We start from the raw sequence: 23930 nt of genomic DNA, 5'->3' as shown, positions 1-23930 counted from the left end.
AAGTCCGTAGACTTTTCATTCTTCGTCTCGCAAGTGCCCACACAGATTGTCTGTTTCTTCTTTTTAAAGAGCTGACAGCTTTTATATTAACCAAACATTTTACCGCTTTAGTTTGCTGTCTCAAGGGCTGCGTATACTACGCTACACTTTTTTATTCGTCAAGATCTTTTTTCAATTTTTCGATCTTATTTTTAACTCACTCACCGTCTGCTTCTCGCTGACTGCGAGTCAGTGGATGCGCATTATAGGGACTTCTTTTTTTTTAGCAAGCAAAAAAGATTAAATAATTATTCGTTAGCATAATATTCAAACACTACAAACTTTAATAGCATGATATTTATTAAGATTATAATCAGATAATTTTTTAATCAACTTTTCTACAGACTGATTATAGTTAGTACTCAGTACAATATTTTCAGATACATATAAATGTTTTTGATTCAGATCGTATTTATCATTTAACAAATTATAAACCCTTGTTGCAATCGCATAACCTGAATCTATAAGGGTAGCTTGGGGAAAAACCATCTGTAATTCTTTTTTAATAAAAGGATAATGCGTACAACCAAGCACTATTGTATCGGGGATGAGCGGTAATCTAAGCCAAGGTTGCATTAATTCTTTTAGCTGTTGCATATCTACACTAATACCTTGTAATTTATTTTCTGCTATAAGTGCTAATTCTGAAAGACCTAACAGCTTAACAATGCAGTGTTCGGCAAACTGCTGGATTAAATCTGTTATATAAGTTCTTTCTATTGTAGCTTTGGTTGCTAATAACCCTATACATTTATTTTTAGTAAGCAAACTCGCTGGTTTAATCGCAGGCACAACACCAATAATAGGAAAAGAAAATTTAGAACGCAAGCTAGGCAAACAGATGGTACTAGCAGTATTACAGGCAATAACCGCTAAATCAATTGAGTAAAATTGAGTAACAGCATCAATAACCGAATCTACTCTATTAATTAAAAATTCTGAAGATTTATCCCCATAAGGAAACATTTCATTATCGAATGCATAAATATAGTGTAGATTAGGTATTTTATTATAGATTTCATTATAAACAGATAAACCACCGATACCTGAATCAAATACTAACACTGAAGGAGATTGTTTTACGATGCTCATTTTTAGCTATAGGTTATTAAATAATAAATTAGGAATGCGCAATATCGTAAATTGATTAAAAATTAAAGCAAGTAATTTTACCCAAGCGAATATTGCATTTTGTTCGATAAATTATAGGCTAGACGTCTAGATGGTAAAACTGCTAAAATGAATACATATATTAAAACTGAATATTATATTTCAAGCATAATACAAGAATTAAATTAAGAAGGTATTACATGTCAGAATTTCTATTTACTTCAGAATCTGTTTCTGAAGGTCACCCAGATAAAATCGCCGATCAAATATCTGATGCTGTGCTTGATGCTATTTTAAAACAAGATCCAAAAGCACGAGTCGCATGTGAAACTTATGTAAAAACAGGTATGGCTTTAGTTGGTGGTGAAATCACAACTTCAGCTTGGGTAGATATTGAGGAATTAACAAGAAAAACCATTAATGATATTGGTTATACCAGTTCAGAAATGGGATTTGATGCAAATTCATGTGCGGTGCTTAATGCTATTGGTAAGCAATCTCCTGACATTAATCAAGGTGTCGATCGAAAAGATCCACTAGAACAAGGTGCGGGCGATCAAGGTATAATGTTTGGTTATGCGACCAATGAAATGCCAAACTTTATGCCTGCAGCCATAAGTTATGCGCATGATTTAATGCGTCGCCAAGCAGAAGTCAGAAAAAATGGTACACTTCCTTGGTTAAGACCCGATGCAAAAAGCCAAGTCACATTAATTTACCAAGACGGTCAAATAAAAGGGGTTGATACTATCGTTTTATCTACTCAGCATTCAGAAGCTATTGACCAAAAAGCATTACATGAAGCTGTTATGGAAGAAATCATTAAACCTACATTACCAACCGAATGGTTAACGTCAAGAACTAAATACTTTATTAATCCAACTGGACGCTTTGTTATTGGTGGTCCTATGGGAGATTGTGGGTTAACTGGCCGCAAAATTATTGTAGATACTTATGGCGGAGCCGCGCGTCATGGAGGTGGAGCTTTTTCAGGAAAAGATCCATCAAAAGTTGACCGTTCAGCAGCTTATGCTGCACGCTATGTAGCTAAAAATATTGTCGCAGCTGGACTTGCTGACAGATGTGAATTACAGATATCTTATGCAATTGGTATTGCCAATCCTACATCAATTTATGTTAATACTTTTGGCACTGAAAAAATCGATCACCATAAAATTGTTGCACTTATCAAAGAATTTTTTGATTTAAGACCTTATGGATTGATTCAGATGCTTGACCTTATTCAGCCAATTTACCAACAAACTGCAAGTTACGGTCATTTTGGGCGAGATATCTTCCCTTGGGAAAAAACCGATAAAGCAGCACTACTTCGCGATGCAGCAGGACTATAAACGCATACCAATTTATTTACATAATCAGGTAATGGCTTGTTTAAGAACCCACTTAATACAAGCCAATCAGCTTCTCCATACTCAATATCAAGAACCTAAAATTGTCTATAAGCCCAAAGGTAGCATTGCAGGTAGTGCCTTTTTAATACGTTGGGAAATTCAACTTAATTCAATTATGTTACTAGAAAATGGTATGCATTTTATTGAGGAAGTGGTACCTCATGAATTAGCACATCTAATTGTTTTTAAAGAATTTGGAAAAGTAAAGCCACATGGTAAACAATGGCAATATATTATGTCAGAAATATTAGGCAAAATTCCAACGACCACTCATCGTTTTACAGTACAACGCAATACTTATTTATACTACTGCAAGTGTCAACAACATCACCTAACATCGATAAGACATAATAAAATTCAAAATAATAAAACTAGTTATTTATGTCGTAAATGCGGTACTATACTCAAACTTAAACGCGCTAATTAATATTAAGATATTGTATGTGTAAATTAGATTTTCATTTTTACAAAAGTTCCTTATCGATTATTATTCTTGGTATTACTCTTTATATTATAGGTAATTTTTTTATACCTTTATATAATGGACTTACTGTCACACTTATTGAACATGTCCAATCACTCTTTTTGTTATTTATGTGCTGCTATACTTACTGCTATGCAAAAAAAATGGCTGAACATTCAAATTTATATAAATTTTGGATTTGGACAATATTTTGGTGGTTGATGCTTTTTGGTCGAGGAATTAGTTGGGGGCGAGACTTTTTTCCTGAAGTACCGCGTTTTTATTACAAAATTATTGCTAGTTTTTTAATAGCACTTCCAATACTCAGTATATTTTTACCTATAATTCGCCAAGAAATTGTTCGTCGCTATAAATTTGAAAAAATTCCAGTTTGGCATATATTTTTAGCTTTTTTATTCTTGGGTATAGCTGATATTGCAGAACACCGCCGCATTGGCCATGAATTATTAGTTATAACAAGGGATCGAAAAGATTTAATAGAAGAATTAATGGAAATCCCCTGCCTTCTTTGTTTAGCCTTAACGACCTTTTATATGCAAAAAAATGAACAAAAGAAGGAGAATTTATAATGTTAAGCTATCGTCATAGTTATCATGCTGGTAATCATGCGGATGTATTAAAACATATTGTTTTAACATTCTGTATTGAATCATTAAAAGAAAAAGAAAAACCTTTTTTATATTTAGATACACACTCAGGCGCAGGTCGATACCTATTAAAAAGTGAACATGCTGCAAAAACAGGTGAATATTTATCAGGAATTAATTTGATTTGGCAACAATCAAATATCCCTGAATTGCTAAATACCTATATATCGGTACTAAGACGATATAATTCTTTTGATGAATTAAAATATTATCCGGGCTCACCATTAATTGCTAAGCAATTATTACGTGAGCAAGACAAGCTCAATCTTACCGAATTACATTCAACCGATTATCCTTTATTAAGGCAAGAATTTAATAAAGATAAACGAACAAGAGTATTACGTGAAGATGGTTTTTCTCAATTAAAATCGAAGTTACCGCCAGATTCACGCCGTGGGATAATATTGATCGATCCTTCCTATGAAATAAAGGACGATTATCAAACAATTCCTACAGCACTGTTTGAAGCCTATAAGCGTTTTGCAACTGGTGTCTATTTAATTTGGTATCCTGTTGTGTCTCGCAGCCAAACACAAAAAATGATTGATGGCATTGTGAATTTAGGTATTAAACGAATTTCACAGTTCGAACTAGCAATAAAACCAGATAATAATCAAAAAGGCATGACCGCATCAGGAATGATAGTAATTAACCCACCATGGAAATTACATGAACAAATGAGTATAGTTATGCCATGGTTAAAAACAACGTTAGATAGTGAAAAAACTGGAAATTTTATTATTAAAGAACTCGTTTCTGAATAATTTTTATTGGTTATCTATTGTCAAAAATTTTCAAAAACGTCTAAGTTTAATTAAAAATCATGAGAAAAAGTGACAAGAAAATAGATAGATCCACAAGGTAACAGTCAATAATAAAGACAAAAATACAGCAGCTGAACCATAATCCTTCGCTCGGCCAGATAGCTCATGTCTTTCATGGCCGATACGATCAACAACACACTCAATTGCACTATTAATTAACTCGGTAATCATTACAACACCGATCGAACCAAGTAATAAAATACGCTCATAAATGGAAAAATCAACCAGCATTACAATGATATATGCCACAACCAATACAATTAACTCTTGACGAAATGCAGCTTCATGTTTGATCGCTGATTTTAAGCCTTTTAAAGAGTATTTTGTCGCATTAAAGATACGAAGTAATCCTGTCGATTTTTTCATTATAATGTTCCAGATTTAAAACTACCTTACATAACCATAGTTCATCAAACGTTGAAATCGTCTTTCTAGTAATACAGATAAATCCATACTTTCAAGTTCATCAAGATCACTAAGTAGCTGGGTTTTGAGTGAAACAGATATAGCCGTATAATCTCTGTGAGCTCCACCAAGTGGCTCTGGCACGATTGAATCAATCAGATTTAACTTTAATAAATTATCTGCTGTCATATTCATGGCTTCAGCAGCAACAGGGGCTTTGTCAGCACTTTTCCACAAAATAGAAGCACAACCTTCTGGTGAGATGACTGAATAAGTACTATATTGAAGCATGTTTACTTTATCTGCTACGCCAATCGCTAGTGCTCCCCCAGATCCACCTTCACCAATAACTGTACAAATGGTAGGCACTTTAAGGCGTGACATTTCTCTTAAGTTACGTGCAATAGCTTCTGCTTGACCCCGTTCTTCAGCACCAATACCAGGATACGCCCCAGGAGTATCAATAAAAGTGATAATTGGTAATTTAAAACGTTCGGCTAATTGCATTAATCGTAAAGCTTTACGATAACCCTCTGGGGCTGGCATACCAAAGTTTCGATAAATCTTCTGTTTAGTTTCACGACCTTTTTGATGACCAATAACTACCACTGTCCGCCCATCAATACGTGCAATGCCACCAACAATTGCTTTATCATCAGCATAAGCCCTATCACCGGCTAATTCATCAAAATCAGTAAAAATTTCTTTTATATAATTCAATGTATAAGGACGATTTGGATGTCTAGCTAGTTGTGCAATTTCCCAAGGGGTTAAATTAGCAAATATTTTTTTTGTTAATTCACGACTTTTTTTATGTAATTGCTTAATCTCTTTATCTAAATTAATATCTAATTCAACTTGTTGTGAATCAATATTCTTTAAGGAATTAATTTTTGCTTCTAATTCCGCGATCGGCTTTTCAAATTCCAAAAAATTGTTCATAACGTTTGTAATTGCCTCTTAATTCATTCGGTACTTTAAAAAATACACTATTCAATAGTATACTGACTAATTCTGAAGATAAAATTAAATCAATTCTACTATGTAATACGCATTGAAGTCACCTATATTTATATTAATAGGCTTCAACTTTTCCAAAATTTAGCTACATAAACCTAATAGAAGCAGTTTTTATTCACCAACGTTAATAATTAAACTGCTATTCATAAGTTGATTTAAATTATTCAAAATCAAATTCAATACGGTCAATACCAAGTAATGTCTTTAATTCAACAATCAAAGCATCTTCAGGAATTATCCTCCATGTTGTGCCAAATTGAATCCTTACAACTAAATCATCACGATGATAATATAAGTTAACTGGCACACTGCCATGCCGATAAGGTTCAAATAATTGTTGTAAATGCTGCAATATTGCTTGATTTGTTTCGCTTTCAGTTAAAGTAATCGACAATCCTTTTACATATTTAGCTCGAGCATCTTTTAGATCAACAATATCACGCACTGAGATTTTAAAACCACCATTAAAATCATCATTACTAACTTGACCTGTAACAATTAAAATCTTATCTTTTACAAGTAAATGCCCGAAATTGTCTAAAGACTCCGCAAAAAGCATACCGTCAATACGACCAGAACGATCATCCAAGGTGAACAAACCGATTTTTTTACCTTTTTTAGTAATGCGAACCCGAGCATCAGTAACAATACCAGCAAAAGTCACCGTCTTACCCCAACCTGTTGGAGAAGCTTCACTAATTCTCAGCCCACCTGTATAACGATTTAATTCTTTCAAATATTGTGTTACTGGATGCCCCGTTAAATAAAGTCCTAACGCTTCACGTTCTCCATCAAGCAAAACTTGATCAGGTAATTCAGGAACTGCAGCATAAGCATGCTCAACTTGTTCAGGTTCTTCCGCCAAAACACCAAACATATCTTCTTGACCAATATCTTGCGCTTTAGCATATTGATCTGCCGCTTGCATTGCATCATTAATGCTATGCAATATAGCCGCTCGATGAGGTCCTAATTTATCAAAAGCTCCTGCCATAGTGAGTTTTTCAAGTACTCGGCGATTGATCTTCTTCATATCTGTTCGAGCACAGAGTTCGAAAATATTTTTGAAATATCCCCCACTGTTACGTGCTTCAACAATTGCCTCAATAGGCCCTTCACCGACACCTTTTATAGCCCCAATACCGTAAACAATCTCACCTTTATCATTTACATGAAAGTGATACAGGCCACTATTGATATCAGGAGGATTGACTTTTAACCCCATCCGCAAACATTCATCAACCAAACCAACAATTTTATCGGTATTATCCATATCGGCAGTCATAACCGCAGCCATAAATTCGGCAGGATAGTGAGTTTTTAACCATAAAGTTTGGTAAGAAACAAGCGCATAAGCTGCCGAGTGAGATTTATTAAAACCATATCCAGCAAATTTTTCAACCAAATCAAATATTCGCATCGACAGCTCACCATCAATGCCCTGTTTTTCAGCACCTTCTTTAAAAATAGAACGTTGCTTTGCCATTTCTTCGGGTTTTTTCTTACCCATGGCTCGGCGCAATAAATCAGCGCCGCCCAATGTATAACCCGAAAGAGTCTGTGCGATTTGCATAACTTGTTCTTGATATAAAATAATACCATACGTTGGTTCTAAAATAGGTTTTAATGATTCGTGTTGATACTTAATATCAGGATAAGAAACCTCTTCTCGTCCATGTTTTCGGTCAATAAAGTTGTCGACCATGCCTGATTGTAGGGGACCTGGACGAAATAATGCAACTAAAGCGATCATATCCTCAAAACAGTCGGGCTTTAAACGTCTTATTAAATCTTTCATGCCACGGGATTCAAGTTGGAACACCGCTGTAGTTTCAGCTTTTAATAATAATTCGAAAGATTTTTCATCATCTAAAGGAATTCGAGTAATATCGACTTTTTCTTTACCCTCTCGCAGCTGACGTTCATTAATCATTTTGATTGCCCAATCAATAATAGTTAATGTCCGTAAGCCTAGAAAGTCAAATTTCACAAGGCCTGCATATTCAACATCATTTTTATCAAATTGAGTAACCGGATGATGGCCTTCTGGATCACAATAAATTGGGGAAAAATCAGTAATCTTAGTTGGTGAGATCACAACACCACCGGCATGTTTACCGGCATTTCGGGTTACGCCTTCCAATTGCCGAGCGATGTCAATTAATGACTTAACTTCTTCATTATTATCATATAGCTCTTGTAACTGAGGTTCAATTTCAAAAGCCTTGGCTAGTGTCATACCTGGATCTAAAGGTATCAATTTTGAAATACGATCGACAAACCCATAAGGATGCCCAAGTACTCTTCCAACATCTCGGATTACCGCTTTAGCTGCCATGGTACCAAAGGTTATAATTTGAGAAACCGCATCTCGTCCATACATATCAGAGACATGATCAATAACCAGATCGCGTTTTTCCATACAGAAATCAACATCAAAGTCTGGCATTGAAACACGTTCTGGATTTAAAAAACGTTCAAAAAGTAAATCAAACTCAAGTGGATCCAAATCGGTAATTTTCAAAGCATACGCAACTAGCGAGCCAGCACCAGATCCTCGCCCAGGTCCGACTGGAATATCATTATCTTTTGACCATTGTATAAACTCCATAACAATCAGAAAGTAACCAGGAAAACCCATTTGGTTAATTACTGTTAATTCGGTTTCTAAGCGCTCGTCATATTCTGGTCGTCTTTGCTTTCTAATTGCTGGATCAGGAAATAAAAACGCTAGCCTTTCTTCTAATCCTTCACGTGATTTATGTACTAAAAAGTCTTCAGTAGACATATCGCCAGTTGGAAATTTAGGTAAAAAATATTCGCCTAATCGGATCGAAACATTACAGCGTTTAGCTATTTCAACACTATTTTCCAACGCTTCTGGAATATCAGAAAATAGTTCGCACATTTCCTGTTCTGAGCGTAGATATTGCTCTGCCGAATAATTTTTAGGTCTGGAAGGATCTTCTAGCGTATTGCCATCATGAATAGCGACACGAATCTCGTGAGCATCAAAATCAGAAGATTTCAAAAATCGAACATCATTAGTTGCAACAACGGGTAACGAATATTGTTCAGCCAAATTCACAGCTCGATGAATAAATAGTTCTTCATTGGCTCGTTTAGTACGTACTAATTCAAAATAAAAATGCTCACTAAAATTTTCAAGATAAAAATTAATAGCATTATCAACGATAATTTGATTATTACGAACAATACCGATCCCAATATCACTTTCTCGACCTGCTAATACAATTAATCCGGTTCGATGTTCAATTAGCCAGTCATCATCAACAACAGGCAAATCACCGATATATCCTCGCTGATAAGCTTTAGAAATCAATAAAGTAAGATTCTGATATCCTTGATTGTTAGCCGCTAAAATAGTTAAACGATAAATATCATCAGGCATTTGAGAACTTTTGATAGCAAGATCTGCACCAATGATCGGTTTAATACCTTTTGACATTGCTGAACCATAAAACTTAACCAATCCACAAAGATTAGTAAAATCAGTGATCGCAAAAGCAGGCATCTGTAACTTGCTCACTTCATTTACTAGTGTACCAACTTTCGCAATTCCATCAACCATTGAGAAATCACTATGCAAATGAAGATGAATAAATTTAGGTTCCGCCATAATTACCAGAAATGAAGCTATAGAGTTATTGTGAGATTATAACACAAGCAAGATGAATATTCTTATTCTCTTTAATTGTTGGTTCGAACTGAAAAAAATAAAGGTCATTTTCATTATAAGATTTATAAGTGAAAAACCATTTATTAAAGATATTCCGCCAATAGATATTATCGGCGGATAATGAGAAATTAGATTTTCTTAAATAACACTGAACCATTGGTTCCACCGAAACCAAAAGAATTACAAAGTGCATATTCTAAATTTTTAACTTGACGTGCTGTATGCGGAATATAATCAAGATCACAACCCTCATCAGGATTATCAAGGTTAATTGTTGGTGGCACAGCTTGATCACGCAGCGCAAGTACAGTGAAAATAGATTCAACCGCTCCAGCAGCACCTAGTAAATGTCCAATCATTGATTTAGTTGAACTAACCATAACTTTGTTGGCATTTTCTTTGAAAATACTTTTTACTGCTTCAGTTTCAGCTTTATCGCCAGCAGGTGTCGATGTACCATGGGCATTGATATAACCCACTTGCTCAGGCATAATTCCTGCATCGCGAATTGCACATTTCATTGCTAATGCGGCACCACTACCGTTTTCAGGTGGAGAAGTCATATGATAAGCATCGCCACTCATACCAAACCCAACCAGTTCAGCGTAAATTTTAGCACCGCGTTTTTTTGCATGCTCATACTCTTCCAAGAACATAATTCCAGCACCATCACCAAGCACAAAACCATCACGATCTCTGTCCCATGGACGACTGGCACCTTTAGGATTATCATTATTGGTCGATAATGCACGAGCAGCACCAAAACCACCAATGCCAAGTGGAGTACTTGCTTTTTCCCCTCCACCAGCTAACATTGCATCTGCATCACCATATGCAATCATACGTGCAGCATGACCAATATTGTGCACACCAGAAGAACATGCTGTTGCGATAGTAATGCTTGGACCTTTTAATCCATAAATAATGGATAGATGACCAGCAATCATATTAACAATTGTTGATGGTACAAAAAAAGGACTGATTTTACGCGGTCCACCATTGACTAATGCACTATGGTTTTCTTCAATCAACCCAAGTCCACCAATACCTGAACCTATCGCACAACCAATTCGTTCTGCGTTTTCTTCGGTGATCTCAATGCCAGCATCTTGCATTGCTTGCATACCTGCAGCAATACCGTATTGGATAAAATAATCCATTTTACGCGCATCTTTACGTGAAATATTATAATCTTCGCCATTAAAGTTTTTAACCATTGCGGCGAAGCGCGTTGCGAAAGGGGCAGTATCAAAGTGTTCTATGAGCTCGACACCACTTTGACCTGCTAAAAGTGCTTGCCAAGTGGACTCAACTGTATTACCTACTGGAGATATCATGCCCATTCCGGTGACAACAACTCTGCGTTTAGACACATTGTCCTCCAGAAAAGGATTGAAATGAAATTTGAATCATTGAAAATTTTATTTTAAATTTTCTACCAATTTATACCAAATTTTCTCTAATTAAAGAATTAAAGATACTGATACAAACTAGGCGATCATTTGACCGCCTATGGTGAAAACTCTGCTAACCTTATTGATTCGCAGTAATATAATCAATTGCTGATTGAACAGTTGTGATTTTTTCAGCTTCTTCATCAGGAATTTCAGTATCAAATTCTTCTTCTAAAGCCATAACTAATTCAACTGTATCAAGAGAGTCAGCGCCAAGATCTTCAATGAAAGAAGATTCGTTTTTAACTTCTTCCTCTTTTACACCAAGTTGCTCAACAATAATTTTCTTAACTCGCTCTTCAATAGTGCTCATACTCTTTTTTTTCCTATAAAAATCGCCGAAAGTGGCGGTGAATGTAAGTTTATAAAATGTTGAAAAAGATGCCAATCATTTTCCAACCCAACTGCTTATTTTTTGTTCAAATCATTAAAACGTTGCTTTATTTTACACTATTCTACTCAATTACACCATATACATGCCGCCATTGACATGTAAAGTTTCACCAGTAATGTAAGATGCTTCATCAGAAACCAAAAAGGCAACTGCATTGGCAATTTCTGCAGGCTCTCCTAAACGTCCTGCAGGAACTTGTGCCAATGTTAAGGCTTTTTGTTCCTCGGTTAATGCATCAGTCATATCAGTTGCAATAAAACCAGGTGCAACAACATTAACCGTAATACCACGAGATGCAACTTCGCGAGCTAACGATTTACTAAAACCAATTAATCCTGCTTTCGCAGCCGCATAGTTAGCTTGGCCGGCATTCCCCATTGTACCAACTACTGAGCCAATAGTAACAATTCTGCCATAGCGTTTTTTCATCATTGTGCGCATTAATGCTTTAGATAAACGGAAAACAGACGTTAGATTAGTATCTAAAATATCTTGCCACTCATCTTCTTTCATTCGCATTAGCAAATTATCTCGGGTAATACCTGCATTATTAACAAGAATATCAATATCACCAAATTCCATTTTAATTGTATTAATCACAGATTCGATTGATTCTTCATTGGTCACATTTAAGGCTAAACCTTTACCATTTGAGCCTAAATAGTGGCTAATAGCCTCAGCGCCTTTTTCTGTTGTTGCGGTACCAATAACAGTTGCACCACAAGAAACAAGCTTTTCAGCAATAGCTTTACCGATACCACGACTTGCACCTGTAACTAAAGCAATTTTTCCTGATAGATTCATAACTACCTCTTTATTTTTACTTTGTATTTTCTAATGCCGCTTCTAATGATGCTTTATCATTAACCGCAATACCAGAAAGTGTATCAACAATACGTTTAGTTAATCCTGTTAATACTTTACCAGGCCCTATTTCAACTAAAAGTTTTACATCTTGTTTTGCCATATTTTCTACAGTTTCAGTCCAACGTACCGGGCTATAAAGTTGAGCAATTAATGCCGATTTAATTTTTTCTGCAGATGTTTCAACTTTTACATCAACATTATTGATAACCGCAAACTTTGGTGCACTAAATTCAATATTATTTAATGCAATGGCTAATTTATCTGCAGCAGGTTTCATTAATGCACAATGGGAAGGTACACTAACAGCAAGAGGTAATGCTCGCTTTGCGCCAGCTTCTTTACATAATACACCTGCACGTTCAACTGCGTCTTTATTACCTGCAATAACGACTTGTCCAGGCGAATTAAAATTCACTGGTGCAACAACTTGACCTTGAGCAGCTTGCTCACATGCATTGCGAATTGAATCATTATCAAGTCCAATTATTGCATACATAGCTCCAGTACCGCTTGGTACTGCTTCTTGCATTAATTTACCACGTAACTCAACTAATTTAATAGCATCTTTAAAATCAATCACACCAGCACAAACTAACGCAGAATACTCACCTAAACTATGCCCGGCCATAAAATCAGGTTGAGCACCATTAACACTTTGCCACACTCTAAATATTGCAACAGATGAAGCAAGCAATGCAGGTTGTGTTTGCCAAGTTTTATTTAATTCTTCTGTAGGACCTTCTTGTACTAAATCCCACAAATTGTAACCAAGTACTCCAGAAGCTTCATCAAATGTTGATTTCACAATCGGAAAATCACCAGCAAGATCTTTTAACATACCGACTACTTGTGAGCCTTGTCCTGGAAATACCATTGCAAATTTGGTCATTATTTAAATCCTTGATCATTAAAAATACATCGTAAACTAAAATCTAACTAGCGCAGATCCCCAAACAAACCCACCACCAAAGGCCTCTAATAAAATTAGATGACCTCGTTGAATTCGCCCATCTCGCACACCAGTATCTAAAGCACAAGGCACAGAAGCGGCAGAAGTATTCCCCTGCTTATCTAATGTGACAATCACTTTACTCATATCCATATCTAAACGTTTAGCAGTTGCGGAAATAATTCTTAAATTAGCTTGATGTGGTACAAGCCAATCTAGATCTGCTTTGTTAAACGCATGTTCAGTTAAAAGCTCATCAACCAAATTGGAAAGCTCTTTAACTGCAATCTTAAATACTTCATTACCATGCATAGTCATATAAACAGGATCATGCATATCTCGACGATCAACATACGGATATTTTAATAAATCACCATAACGACCATCAGCATGAAGGTGTGAAGCAATAATACCCGGCTCTTCTGATGCCCCAACAACAACCGCTCCAGCACCATCTCCAAAAATGATAATGGTACCTCGATCACTTGGATCTACGCCACGAGTTAACATGTCTGAACCAACAACTAAGGCATATTTAATTACGCCACTTTTAATATATTTATCGGCAATATCAAGCGCATACACAAATCCCGAGCAAGCGGCGGATACATCAAACGCAACAACATCACCAATACCTAATTTGGCTTGTAATTCTGTAGCTGAACTTGGAAATGCATTGACCGAAGTCGCCGTTGCAACAATGATCATACCGATTTCTTCTTTATCGATATTGGCCATTTCAATTGCATTTATAGCAGCGTCATAAGCCATACTTGTTACTGTTTCATTTGGCTCTGCAATCCTTCTTTCTTTAATACCAGTACGTGTTGTGATCCATTCATCACTGGTATCGACCATTTTTTCAAGATCTGCATTAGTTCTTATCTGTTTTGGAAGATAACTCCCTGTTCCTAATATCTTTGTATACATCTAATTATTCGCTCTTGGGTAGTGCGGAAGAAAGGCTCGTCGCAATCTTCTCAGGTATATTTGTTTGTATAGCCAAAATAGCTTGTTCAATTGCTGCAAAAAATGATTTTTGGTTGGCACTACCATGACTTTTAATCACAATACTTTTCAGCCCAAGCAAACAAGCACCATTATATCGTCCAGGATCTAAATAACCAAAGTTTTTTGATATCTTCCTTTGTAACCATTTACTTAATAGCTTCATTAATAATGAATTATGGCCAAGAGACGACTTAAATGAAGACATAAAAATTTTAACTAAGCCTTCTACTGTTTTTAACGTCACATTACCAACAAAACCATCACAGACTAACACATCAGTTTTACCTGTAAGAAGTTCATTACCTTCTAAATAGCCGATGTAATTAATTTGATTGTTTGATTTTAAAATAGAAGCAGCCGCACGTATTTTATCCAACCCTTTAATGTCTTCTTCACCAATGTTGAGTAATGCAACCCGAGGATGTTCAATTTTAAGCACAGTCTTAGCTAAAATTTGCCCCATTATTGCAAATTGCACAAGCATATCACTATCGCATTCAGCATTAGCCCCTAAATCTAGTACAACTGTACTTTGATGATTTAAAGCTGGAATAGTAGCAACTAAAGCAGGGCGATCAATACCCGTTAAAGAGTGCAATAAGAGTTTAGATAGCCCCATCAGAGCACCAGTATTACCCGCACTCACGCAAGCTTGAACATTGTTATCTTTAACCAGCTCAAGAGCTATCCTCATTGACGATCCTTGACTATGACGAATCGCATAAGAAGGCTGCATATCATTAGTAATAACGGTCTTTGATTCGGTCAATATCAACCGGCCTTCTTCTTGATATCGAGAAACAAGTTTCGAATTTTCTTTTGACAAAAAAAGACCAATTTCTGTTGGTTCTCCCACCAGAAAAACAGAAAGGTTTGGATAACAATTTAGTGCTTGTATTGCAGCAGGAACAACAACACGAGGACCGAAGTCCCCGCTCATAGCATCTAACGCAATGGTTAGATTATCCAAAATGTCACCTGAGGATTTCTAATTAGGTAATAATTATTTAGAAATCACTTTACGACCACGATAATAACCATCTGCGGTTACATGATGACGTAAATGTGTTTTACCTGATTCATCAACTGAGATATTAGCAACAGTTAATGCATCATGAGAACGACGCATACCACGTTTTGCACGAGTTTTACGATTCTGTTGAACAGCCATGGATTTACCCCTTATTCTTTAAACTAACTAAAATTGCAAATGGATTCGGTTTTTCATTCTCACTTGGAATGTCACCAAATACCATATCAGCCTCTGACACTTCGCAGTGTTTACTATCATGTACCGGCGCAATTGGTAACGAGAGAATGATTTCGTCCTCAAGTAACGCTAATATATCTACTTCGCCAAACTCGTTCATCAGAACGGGCTCATAATGTTCCGGTAGTGCCTCTGCTTGAGCATCGCTCTTAACAGGACTAAATTTATTTATCACATAAACTTCTGTGATAAAAGGTTTAAAACAACGTTGGCAGATCTGCTCTAACGTAATTTTTGCATCAATTGCAATAACACAAAGCTTTTGCTCATCATAATAAAAAGATAAGCTGCACTCAATATCGCTTTTTGGACGTTCAACCCTTGTCACACTTTGCATTGGATAATATCCAACATAATCAAGTTTTTTTTGTGCCGCTTTAATCGGGTCAATTGTTAATGGCAATTTATTTTGCATAGAATATGCATTCTACCTTAAAGTTATTCTTATGTCTCTTAAAAGAACACAATATATAAGGCGCGCATATTACCTTTAAATAAGGTTTTCGTCAATGCTAGATCATAATATAATTTGATTTAAATATTGGACATTAACCTTAATATTTTTTAAATTTATGTAATTTTATTATTGTAAAACAGTTTCATCTAAATCATACATTTTCATGGTCTATAAACATATTATGATAATCGACTAAAACTATCTTTAACAATAGCCCTGAAGTCATCAAAATTTTTACTATTTAATAAACGCTTAGTTGCTCTTTCATTAACAAAATTAACAAATAAATTATAGATTCGCATAGCATCTTCATACTCATCTTTACTAATTGCTAACAAAAAAATAACATGTGCAATTTCATTTTTATTCCATGCAATACCTCGCGGTACCAAAATCGTTGTTACCATTGTTTTTTTTGCCAATAGACCAACGGTATGAGGAATAGCGATGTTTTCGCCTAATAATGTTGAAACAATTGCTTCACGTTCAATTACAGAAGGATAAAAATTCTCATCGACATAATCTGATTGTTCAAGTCGTTGGCAAGCCTTTTTTAAAAGGCTTTTTTGTGTAATAGGTTTATCGATAATCAGAAAAAAATTTTCATCAAAAAATCGCTCAATAATATAAGGCATAGTTCGATCGATCATTGCAAGCCTTCCTAACTGTTCAAGTTGATAAAGTGTAGGAAATGGTGCAATTTTAACTATTTGTTTATTTTTTTCTGTTAAACGAACTGTTGATACGACAAAATCTTCTTCAATATCTAAAAGCTGTTCATACTCTCTATAAGAAAGAACACGATTAATCTGAACATGTGGAAAATCTCGCTTAATTTTTGACTCAATCATTCTTAGAGTAGAATTACCCAGTTCACTAACTAATAAAATTTGAGCATATCTTTCATGACCAGCACTGTAATTACGCTCTAATGCCACACCAATATGAATTGCTAAATAGCTAATTTCATCTTCCGTCATTTTAAATTCAGTGTACTTTTCTGTATTAGTAAGTGCAGACAACGTAATATCGTACGCAAAAGGATAATATTGTTTAATTTCATACAATAAAGGATTAGTTGTTCTAATTTGATATTTAATCCTTGATAACATTGAAGAAATATGGATTAGCATGTCCTGGTATAATTTTTTATCATCCCATAAATTATAGTGATAAGAATCATTTATATAAGATAAAATATGATTAACCAATGCCAAGCTTTTTGTTTGATTAGGAGAATCCATAATCGTTCTGGAAGCAATTTGCACGCATAAATAGTTAAATTCGGCATCTGAAAACACACTGCTTAGAAAGTAAGAAAACCCTTCAGAAATTTCACGAGCAGCACTAATAACAGTCGTATTTATTTTATCGACTTGATATTCAAGGAGTTCATACCCTTGAGTAATTCTAGTTATAGAAACTGCACAACTATAAAGTAAATACCCTTGCCCTTCGGCGTTTAACTTTAATTCAAAACGTTCAAATTGGTTTTGTAAAATTCTCTCCAGATAATTTAGATCAATATCATTCAAAATAGTTTGTCTAAGTCTATCTACCGTTATAGTATCTTCGACCATATGACATCGCCATAGAATATCGGTTAAACATGCTCGAATAGATGATTCTTCACCAATCAATCGCATCCCATAATAAGGTCGATTTTCAAGAGATAAATTATATTTATCTAAGTACTGCTTAACTTCAATAACATCATTCTGTAAAGTACTACGACTTAAAAACCATTCTCCAGCAATATCATCTAATTTAACAGAGTTTGATTGAGTTAAAAAAGCAATCAATAGGGCAGAAACTCGCTCTTTACTTGTTCGTGGAACCTGCTCTATTGTTTGTGTAATTGGTAATGTCGCATAACAATTAGGATCAGATACCACAAGCTGGTAACCTATATTTTTGGTATATTCTACTTGAGCACCATAATTACTTAAAATATCATTAAGTGCTGAAATATCAGTCCGAATTGTTCGTGTAGACACAGAAAAACGATTTGCTAGCTCTTGCTGAGGTAGTATCTCATTTTTTATCGTATCAAAAAGATACGCTAATCGCTGATAAGGAAACAACACTTTAGATGACATCTCTTATCCTACTAATTTTTGGGTAATTGATAACAATTGTTTGACATCACTGATTCGAGTTTCGCCTGTCACTTTATCAATGATAGAACTATAGATATGTGGAATGATCTTTTTCACTCCCGAATCTAAAGCAATTTTTAAGATCGACTCATAGTTATCTAAATCGATACCACCTGTAGGCTCTAGGTAAAAATTATTTTCTGCGCAACATTTTGCGACATACTCAAATTCATCTTGATGCTTTAACCCCTCCATAGGAAAATATTTTATTGAGCTTCCGCCCATATCTTTTAATAAAGCAATTGCCGTTTCTACAGGCACAATCGCATCTGAAGATTTAGAGCTTAGCGGTCCTGTTGCAATATTAACTAAACCAACTTTCCCTGTTGGTGAAACTAATCCATTAACTACTGTTTTATTTTGCCCCAACAAAGCTCTACTTGTTGCCACACCAGTAAAAACTTGATTAACATGTTGCGGCTGAAGTACAGCAGAAATTTCAGAAACCATTATTGACTGATTTGGATCACCTGCACCAAGTCCGACTGAAATTGCATTATCGATCGCTAAAGCATATTTTTTCATATCGGCAATAGCTGAGGCATTATCTGGATAATTTTTAGACAAAACACCGACAACAACATGTGTTTTTGCTGCTTCATAAATAGCTCTGGCATTATCAATAGAATTGGCCAATACGTTTAAACAAACACGATCATTATAGTAATTGGGAATCAGTTGCATTATTTTATTCCTTGAATAATATTTTTAATTTTGTTGTAAATAATATCGAGTTGAGCTGATGTTACACTACGCACATCGACATCAACTTTGCCTTCATTGGCTTTATATTCTCTGAAGTAAACTGCAATTTCGCCTTGTTTCATGAGATCCACCATTTCGATTGCAGTTTTACCTATCACGCTGGCATCAAACGCTATTTCTGCGCGTGCGATATCACGCCCTGCGCCATCCCAAACGACGTTGGCCGATATTCCATCAAGAGCATTTAAATTATCAATAAATGGGGTCATTTTAGTTACCATTTGTTGTCCTGTTTCATGTATTGGTTTGGTAATATAAAGTTCAATTGCTTTGGTTAACCCTAAAATACCTTCTTTACCAACTTTCATTGGTCGTCCAATACCTTGTGACTGAAGTTTTACCCATTCGACAGCTTGTTGACGACCAACAACTAAACCGCTGGTAGGCCCTTCAATCGCCTTTGCTCCGCTATAAATAACTAAATCGGCACCTTGTTGATAATATGTTTGTAAATCTTCTTCAGCTGCAGCATCGACAATTAATGGAATTTTGTGTTTTTGAGCAATACAAACAGCTTGCGCAATTGATAGCATACTTTTTTGCACACAATGATGAGACTTAACATATAAAATGGCTGCTGTGTCTGGATTAATTAAAGACTCAATATGTTCTGGTTTACATTCATTAGCATAACCCGCTTCAACCACAATACCGCCACCTAATGAAACCATCGTACTAATCGGTGCACCAAAATTAACGTTATGACCTTTAGGAATAATAATTTCTCGAGGAACATATTTATCTGATGAATGTAAGTTAAATAGCAGATCATAGTCATCCTTGATAATTATTCCTGCAACAGCTTGAGCAATGCCCGCTGAAGCACATGATACAACAACCGCGTTTTCTACATTGAGTAATTTAGCGATATATTGTCCCGTTTTATCGACTAAGTCTTTAATTTCAAAATACTCATTTAAACCATGCAATACAGTCTCTGCCACTTCCGGTCTTGGTGTCGATACACCTAAAATAGTCATACGACCTGAAGCATTAATCACTTTTTTTAAGTGATATTTACTATATATATCTGTTTCAGTTTGAGATTTTAAGTCCATTTTTACTACCTTCTTCTGTTATTTCAATACGCACAGTATGTTCTGTACTCCCAGCTACAACACATGCCAAAGGAACAAACTGTTCATGACTTTGACGAACTTCACCTTCTGAATCCGATAACGAAACTATTTCCTGTTTGATGTCAAAAATAGTGAGATCAGCATCATAGCCTATGGATAATTCTCCTTTATTTTCAAGATGTAAAATTTGTGCTGCATTCTTTGTAACACTATCAATAATTCTCTTCCTGCTATAACCTAAACAAATAAACTTAGTCATAACATTAGCCAAACTAAATACTGGCCCTTGAATACGATTCTTAGAATAAATATCAGAACTAATCGTATTTGGGTAAATATCAAGGCATTTAGCCCTCTCAGCAACAGCAAAACTAAAACTCTCACCACCATGACCAATATCTAAAATTACGCCTCGCTTAATAGCCCGACTTATTGAATCGCGAAGATTATTTTCTTTATCAAAAATTCGATTCGGCTTACCATTAAAACAATGAGTGATGATGTCTCCTTTTGTTAACAGATCGGCAATATCATCAAGCTCTGGCGGATTATTTCCCACATGAATCATTAAAGGTAATCCACTCTTTTTTTGCATATCTTTGGCTTTGACCAACGGTAATATTCCATTTTCACCAACCACACTACGACTCATTCTCACTTTTATTCCAATAATAAAATGAGAATATTTGGCTAACATTGTGTCGAATAAAGGCACATCAATATCACGCATATCGGCAAGTTCGCTTTGTCGTATCAGCCCTATTTTCGAGATATTTAAAAAGGAATAAACATGAGTGTTGGCTTGTTGCGCTAATTGATAAAATTCATCAACATCAAGCGCACCAACGCTACCGGCATCAACTACCGAGGTGACACCAGCCTTAGTGCCGATCAAATCAGGTTCATCGTAATAAATAGGTGAACGAGCAAAGCAATGAGTGTGAGAATCAATCCATCCAGCACTAATGTAGTGTTTAGCATATAAATTTAAAATCTGTTGTGATTGTTCTGTAATGTTCTTACTAATCTCAACAATCTTGCCTAAATGAACTGCAATATCAACGATCGATTCGTCAATTAATTTTGCTTTCTTTATCACTAAATCATACATAATTACATCCAAATCCTCTGTAATTTAGGCAATGACAAAGGAGTATTAAAATCACGCAATTGGGAAGATCCCACCAAAAATCATTGCACCTAAAATTGCACCACCAGTGATAGGCTTTTTCCATACATAAAAGATAAGCGCACCAAGTAATGAGCCAATACCAATTGGAATTGAGGCAACCATCGCCGATAAAATAATCATTGGCCCTAAAAATCTTCCCGATGCATTACCCGCCCCCATCATGACATCAGCCCCAAATGTTGAGCCACCGCCACTATTTAGCGTAAATTTACGAATAATAATGATAATAAACCCAATCAATACACCTAAAACAAGACCGGTTACCAACGCAGCAAAAAAGTTTTCAACAGGTAATGTGTAACCGCCCGCTAAAAGCAATGCAGGAACGCCTAAACCAATACCAGTTTGTAAGGCACCACCAATATCTAATATACCGACTAACGACCCTTCAATGACTCGAGCAAATAAAAAGCTCGCCCCAAAAGCAGCCACTGCACCATAATCGCCTGTTGTCATTCCTGATTTAAGCATGGCGACAAAAGCGATTTCATTAAATGCACCAATACCATAAACATAAAAAGTATGCGTCCCAGCAAAAATCCCAGCAGATAATAATCCACAGATAATAGGGAATGACCAATCGGCATACCAAAAGCTCTTATTAATGGTTGTTTCTGTATTCATAACATGTTCCCTATACTATTTAAACCAATAAGATAGACCATCTCTAAAAGAGTTAATCATCTTCATATCAAAGCCACGGAAATATCCGCTCATGACAAATAAGATAATAACGGCAACCAACATGATCTTCATCACACGATTCCAACCACTATCATCCACACCTTTACCTATCAAAATACCTAATACAAGTCCTGGTACAGCATTCCCCATAATTAACTGTGCAAGCCCGCCAAATAGTGTTCCCCAAAAACCACTTCTTCGCCCAGCGTCTAACGCAGCTAACCAAAAGATAACCGGCATGACAGTTGCTACAAGTAAATTGGCAGCAGGAACAAGTACTTTAGTTGCTGTAATCTTCAACGAATCGGGGATTGCTGAAGTTGTGGTATTTAAAAATAGCACAACAAGTACACCAATAATTGTGCACACAAATGCCATTTTTTTCGGATCATGTAACGTTTCGGTAATATTACGATTTTTTACCATCAGTAACGCTGCCCCCCAATTTGGAATGATACGATGATCAACATCTTGAGTAAAAGAGCCAGCGGCAACAGATGAAGCCCAAGCATTAAAGAAAAATCCGAGGCCAAAAGAAAAATGTGCAGCAGGATCCCCTTCGCAAGAATTAAGCTCACCTAATGTGCGAAATGCTCCCATACCTTGATACGTTGGCGCGTGAAACATTCGAGCCGCCCCAGCACCAACGCTAAAACCACAAAGTCCACCGATAATAATAGACTTGAATGCAATAATTAAAATTTCCATAACTTCCCTTTTACGTTATGTTATTTAGTGGTAAATTCAATGTCACTTAAATCAACAAAAGTTACATTAACAGATACATCAAGCGTGATTTCATAAAAAGTCTTTTTTCTTGGTAAAAAAACAAACAAAAAACGCTCTATGGTTGTCTTTTCTACTGCTGATACAACTTGAACATCAATCGGTTCAATGCGCAACATAATATTATTGGTATTTTTCAATACTTGTTTTTGAACCTGACTTAAAGCGATAGCAAATGCTTGTTGCTTAGCATTACCATGACCTTTTACTCTGACAAGTATCTGCTCTTTTTTCATGCTGATTTTCCGCTTATGAACGTGGATATTTTTTCAAAAATGCTTTTGCGATACGTTGTCCTAGCTCTTTTGTGTCCATAAAGCCAAAACCGAGAACTTTACATCCTTCATTGATAGCTGTTTCGCCCTCTTCAATTGATCGCATACCATGGCGTTGTAGGTAGCCATATTTATTTTGTGCCGTAATAGCACCTGCTCCACCACTACCGCAAAAAGAAAGTCCTAAATCAGCCTTTTCGCTGTTCATTACATCGCCTAATTTCATATCTGCAGCCATACCGGGAATGACAATTGCACGACACCCCTCTACAGAATTAATACCTTCTGCAATTTTTTGCCCTTTTCCCATTCTATCGCCAATAACAATGACTACTTCAGCCATAATATTTCTCCTATTTAATTTTCATTTTAGAATGTCTAGTATTTGTTTTAGTTTGCCTTAGCGACTTCATAATGCACCGCTAATAAATAAGCCTCTTCCATTGGTAATTTATTGAATAATTGTACCGTTCTACGTGCTAACGATAATGATTCTTCTGAAAGCTCACCAAAAAGTGTTGGATCGACTTCGGGAAGCCTTTCTAAGTTTTTTGCTCTTTCCACCATAGCTTTAACGTGGGAATACAACATCGCCTTTTGGATATCATTTTGAAAAATTTGACATTCAGATAACCAATCATTAATTATTTCAATAGTTTGATTTGTAACTAATTCTGGATCAAGATTATCTTCGATCATTCGGAATTTTATTTGGTTCATAATCTATGTACATATTATTGTTTTAGGATGATTTAAGCCTAAATGAAATGAGAATCAATTTGGATAGAGACTTTTTCCATCAACAACAGGAAATTTGTTATAAAGATAGGAAAGTGCAGTAATAGACAGGCTTTGTTATTCTTAAATTAATAATTTACAAATTTAATTTATGTTCAATTTTGTGATTTAGATCATAAAATAAGCTAAAGTTAGCTTTCCACTTAAAA

General features: G+C 35.6%; 25 protein-coding genes. 4 read left to right on the top strand and 21 right to left on the bottom strand.

Annotated features, from left to right (window positions below; genetic code table 11):
- Positions 1-306: 306 nt before the first annotated feature.
- Positions 307-1131, bottom strand: coding sequence for a glutamate racemase (murI, locus tag ACYIAJ_RS07585; protein WP_483559826.1), 825 nt, complete (start codon positions 1129-1131; stop codon positions 307-309).
- A gap of 218 nt (positions 1132-1349) precedes the next feature.
- Between murI and metK the strand changes: the two genes are divergently transcribed.
- From metK to ACYIAJ_RS07565, 4 genes are all read left to right on the top strand, one after another.
- Complete coding sequence (gene metK / locus ACYIAJ_RS07580) at positions 1350-2501, top strand: methionine adenosyltransferase (RefSeq protein ID WP_483559828.1); 1152 nt, start codon at positions 1350-1352, stop codon at positions 2499-2501.
- Positions 2485-2988: a SprT family zinc-dependent metalloprotease gene (locus ACYIAJ_RS07575; RefSeq protein ID WP_483559830.1), complete on the top strand. Its 504-nt coding sequence runs from the start codon at positions 2485-2487 to the stop codon at positions 2986-2988. Before metK ends, ACYIAJ_RS07575 begins: the two co-directional genes overlap by 17 nt.
- Positions 2989-3188: 200 nt before the next feature.
- Complete coding sequence (locus ACYIAJ_RS07570) at positions 3189-3614, top strand: hypothetical protein (protein WP_483559831.1); 426 nt, start codon at positions 3189-3191, stop codon at positions 3612-3614.
- The gene (locus ACYIAJ_RS07565; RefSeq protein WP_483559832.1) at positions 3614-4456 is read left to right on the top strand and encodes a 23S rRNA (adenine(2030)-N(6))-methyltransferase RlmJ; all 843 of its coding nucleotides are present in this window, start codon (positions 3614-3616) and stop codon (positions 4454-4456) included. Before ACYIAJ_RS07570 ends, ACYIAJ_RS07565 begins: the two co-directional genes overlap by 1 nt.
- A gap of 57 nt (positions 4457-4513) precedes the next feature.
- On the opposite strand, the gene ACYIAJ_RS07560 is transcribed toward ACYIAJ_RS07565, so the two are convergent.
- The 20 genes from ACYIAJ_RS07560 to ACYIAJ_RS07465 all read right to left on the bottom strand — a co-directional run bounded on the left by ACYIAJ_RS07560 (position 4514) and on the right by ACYIAJ_RS07465 (position 23703).
- Positions 4514-4882 carry a diacylglycerol kinase gene (locus ACYIAJ_RS07560; protein WP_483559834.1) on the bottom strand — a complete coding sequence of 123 codons (369 nt, stop codon included), beginning with the start codon at positions 4880-4882 and terminating at the stop codon, positions 4514-4516.
- A 21-nt stretch (positions 4883-4903) separates the two neighbouring features.
- Complete coding sequence (gene accA / locus ACYIAJ_RS07555; RefSeq protein WP_483559835.1) at positions 4904-5863, bottom strand: acetyl-CoA carboxylase carboxyl transferase subunit alpha; 960 nt, start codon at positions 5861-5863, stop codon at positions 4904-4906.
- A gap of 238 nt (positions 5864-6101) precedes the next feature.
- Complete coding sequence (gene dnaE / locus ACYIAJ_RS07550) at positions 6102-9581, bottom strand: DNA polymerase III subunit alpha (RefSeq protein WP_483559837.1); 3480 nt, start codon at positions 9579-9581, stop codon at positions 6102-6104.
- Between the two features lie 188 nt (positions 9582-9769).
- Positions 9770-11014, bottom strand: coding sequence for a beta-ketoacyl-ACP synthase II (gene fabF / locus ACYIAJ_RS07545; protein ID WP_483559839.1), 1245 nt, complete (start codon positions 11012-11014; stop codon positions 9770-9772).
- Positions 11015-11174: 160 nt separating this feature from the next.
- Entirely contained in the window at positions 11175-11408 is a 234-nt protein-coding gene (gene acpP / locus ACYIAJ_RS07540; protein ID WP_034910452.1) for an acyl carrier protein, read from the bottom strand.
- A gap of 150 nt (positions 11409-11558) precedes the next feature.
- Positions 11559-12293, bottom strand: coding sequence for a 3-oxoacyl-ACP reductase FabG (gene fabG / locus ACYIAJ_RS07535; RefSeq protein ID WP_483559842.1), 735 nt, complete (start codon positions 12291-12293; stop codon positions 11559-11561).
- 16 nt (positions 12294-12309) lie between these two features.
- A complete protein-coding gene (gene fabD / locus ACYIAJ_RS07530; protein ID WP_483559844.1) occupies positions 12310-13245 on the bottom strand; it encodes an ACP S-malonyltransferase in 936 nt (311 codons plus the stop codon).
- Positions 13246-13281: 36 nt separating this feature from the next.
- On the bottom strand, positions 13282-14235 hold the full coding sequence (locus ACYIAJ_RS07525; RefSeq protein ID WP_483559846.1) for a beta-ketoacyl-ACP synthase III: 954 nt from the start codon (positions 14233-14235) through the stop codon (positions 13282-13284).
- A gap of 4 nt (positions 14236-14239) precedes the next feature.
- A complete protein-coding gene (gene plsX / locus ACYIAJ_RS07520) occupies positions 14240-15286 on the bottom strand; it encodes a phosphate acyltransferase PlsX (protein ID WP_483559848.1) in 1047 nt (348 codons plus the stop codon).
- 33 nt (positions 15287-15319) lie between these two features.
- Positions 15320-15487 (bottom strand): 50S ribosomal protein L32, encoded by a 168-nt coding sequence (rpmF, locus tag ACYIAJ_RS07515; RefSeq protein ID WP_025316508.1) that lies wholly within the window; start codon positions 15485-15487, stop codon positions 15320-15322.
- A gap of 4 nt (positions 15488-15491) precedes the next feature.
- Positions 15492-16001, bottom strand: coding sequence for a 23S rRNA accumulation protein YceD (gene yceD / locus ACYIAJ_RS07510; protein ID WP_483559850.1), 510 nt, complete (start codon positions 15999-16001; stop codon positions 15492-15494).
- A gap of 221 nt (positions 16002-16222) precedes the next feature.
- A complete protein-coding gene (locus ACYIAJ_RS07505; RefSeq protein ID WP_483559852.1) occupies positions 16223-18142 on the bottom strand; it encodes a BglG family transcription antiterminator in 1920 nt (639 codons plus the stop codon).
- 3 nt (positions 18143-18145) lie between these two features.
- Positions 18146-18886: a 2-dehydro-3-deoxy-phosphogluconate aldolase gene (gene dagF, locus ACYIAJ_RS07500; RefSeq protein WP_483559853.1), complete on the bottom strand. Its 741-nt coding sequence runs from the start codon at positions 18884-18886 to the stop codon at positions 18146-18148.
- Complete coding sequence (locus ACYIAJ_RS07495) at positions 18886-20025, bottom strand: DgaE family pyridoxal phosphate-dependent ammonia lyase (RefSeq protein ID WP_483559854.1); 1140 nt, start codon at positions 20023-20025, stop codon at positions 18886-18888. The genes dagF and ACYIAJ_RS07495 overlap by 1 nt, the downstream gene beginning before the upstream one ends.
- Positions 20003-21157, bottom strand: coding sequence for an amidohydrolase/deacetylase family metallohydrolase (locus ACYIAJ_RS07490; protein ID WP_483559856.1), 1155 nt, complete (start codon positions 21155-21157; stop codon positions 20003-20005). Before ACYIAJ_RS07490 ends, ACYIAJ_RS07495 begins: the two co-directional genes overlap by 23 nt.
- 51 nt (positions 21158-21208) lie before the next feature.
- Positions 21209-21862, bottom strand: a complete 654-nt coding sequence (locus tag ACYIAJ_RS07485; RefSeq protein WP_160403969.1) for a DUF4310 family protein — start codon at positions 21860-21862, stop codon at positions 21209-21211.
- A 15-nt stretch (positions 21863-21877) separates the two neighbouring features.
- Entirely contained in the window at positions 21878-22630 is a 753-nt protein-coding gene (locus tag ACYIAJ_RS07480) for a DUF4311 domain-containing protein (RefSeq protein ID WP_160403970.1), read from the bottom strand.
- A 20-nt stretch (positions 22631-22650) separates the two neighbouring features.
- Positions 22651-22944 carry a DUF4312 family protein gene (locus ACYIAJ_RS07475; protein WP_483559860.1) on the bottom strand — a complete coding sequence of 98 codons (294 nt, stop codon included), beginning with the start codon at positions 22942-22944 and terminating at the stop codon, positions 22651-22653.
- A gap of 13 nt (positions 22945-22957) precedes the next feature.
- Positions 22958-23326 (bottom strand): SFCGS family glycine-rich protein, encoded by a 369-nt coding sequence (locus ACYIAJ_RS07470; RefSeq protein ID WP_160403972.1) that lies wholly within the window; start codon positions 23324-23326, stop codon positions 22958-22960.
- A 47-nt stretch (positions 23327-23373) separates the two neighbouring features.
- Entirely contained in the window at positions 23374-23703 is a 330-nt protein-coding gene (locus ACYIAJ_RS07465) for a transcriptional antiterminator (RefSeq protein WP_483559862.1), read from the bottom strand.
- Positions 23704-23930 lie beyond the last annotated feature (227 nt).

The organism is Gilliamella sp. X-46, from assembly GCF_057063525.1.
Note: the sequence above shows the minus strand (reverse complement) of the source record. Positions and strands in the feature narration are given on the sequence as shown.

Bases quoted from the DNA above. Each gene is read 5' to 3' on its own strand.
- accA (WP_483559835.1), bottom strand. From the start codon at position 5,863: ATGAACAATTTTTTGGAATTTGAAAAGCCGATCGCGGAATTAGAAGCA.
- ACYIAJ_RS07495 (WP_483559854.1), bottom strand. From the start codon at position 20,025: ATGGACTTAAAATCTCAAACTGAAACAGATATATATAGTAAATATCAC.
- ACYIAJ_RS07475 (WP_483559860.1), bottom strand. From the start codon at position 22,944: ATGAAAAAAGAGCAGATACTTGTCAGAGTAAAAGGTCATGGTAATGCT.
- fabG (WP_483559842.1), bottom strand. From the start codon at position 12,293: ATGAATCTATCAGGAAAAATTGCTTTAGTTACAGGTGCAAGTCGTGGT.
- acpP (WP_034910452.1), bottom strand. From the start codon at position 11,408: ATGAGCACTATTGAAGAGCGAGTTAAGAAAATTATTGTTGAGCAACTT.
- ACYIAJ_RS07565 (WP_483559832.1), top strand. From the start codon at position 3,614: ATGTTAAGCTATCGTCATAGTTATCATGCTGGTAATCATGCGGATGTA.
- dnaE (WP_483559837.1), bottom strand. From the start codon at position 9,581: ATGGCGGAACCTAAATTTATTCATCTTCATTTGCATAGTGATTTCTCA.
- murI (WP_483559826.1), bottom strand. From the start codon at position 1,131: ATGAGCATCGTAAAACAATCTCCTTCAGTGTTAGTATTTGATTCAGGT.
- metK (WP_483559828.1), top strand. From the start codon at position 1,350: ATGTCAGAATTTCTATTTACTTCAGAATCTGTTTCTGAAGGTCACCCA.
- ACYIAJ_RS07490 (WP_483559856.1), bottom strand. From the start codon at position 21,157: ATGTATGATTTAGTGATAAAGAAAGCAAAATTAATTGACGAATCGATC.
- rpmF (WP_025316508.1), bottom strand. From the start codon at position 15,487: ATGGCTGTTCAACAGAATCGTAAAACTCGTGCAAAACGTGGTATGCGT.
- ACYIAJ_RS07525 (WP_483559846.1), bottom strand. From the start codon at position 14,235: ATGTATACAAAGATATTAGGAACAGGGAGTTATCTTCCAAAACAGATA.
- ACYIAJ_RS07470 (WP_160403972.1), bottom strand. From the start codon at position 23,326: ATGGCTGAAGTAGTCATTGTTATTGGCGATAGAATGGGAAAAGGGCAA.
- yceD (WP_483559850.1), bottom strand. From the start codon at position 16,001: ATGCAAAATAAATTGCCATTAACAATTGACCCGATTAAAGCGGCACAA.
- ACYIAJ_RS07570 (WP_483559831.1), top strand. From the start codon at position 3,189: ATGGCTGAACATTCAAATTTATATAAATTTTGGATTTGGACAATATTT.
- dagF (WP_483559853.1), bottom strand. From the start codon at position 18,886: ATGCAACTGATTCCCAATTACTATAATGATCGTGTTTGTTTAAACGTA.
- ACYIAJ_RS07575 (WP_483559830.1), top strand. From the start codon at position 2,485: ATGCAGCAGGACTATAAACGCATACCAATTTATTTACATAATCAGGTA.
- fabD (WP_483559844.1), bottom strand. From the start codon at position 13,245: ATGACCAAATTTGCAATGGTATTTCCAGGACAAGGCTCACAAGTAGTC.
- ACYIAJ_RS07465 (WP_483559862.1), bottom strand. From the start codon at position 23,703: ATGAACCAAATAAAATTCCGAATGATCGAAGATAATCTTGATCCAGAA.
- ACYIAJ_RS07560 (WP_483559834.1), bottom strand. From the start codon at position 4,882: ATGAAAAAATCGACAGGATTACTTCGTATCTTTAATGCGACAAAATAC.
- ACYIAJ_RS07480 (WP_160403970.1), bottom strand. From the start codon at position 22,630: ATGGAAATTTTAATTATTGCATTCAAGTCTATTATTATCGGTGGACTT.
- ACYIAJ_RS07485 (WP_160403969.1), bottom strand. From the start codon at position 21,862: ATGAATACAGAAACAACCATTAATAAGAGCTTTTGGTATGCCGATTGG.
- ACYIAJ_RS07505 (WP_483559852.1), bottom strand. From the start codon at position 18,142: ATGTCATCTAAAGTGTTGTTTCCTTATCAGCGATTAGCGTATCTTTTT.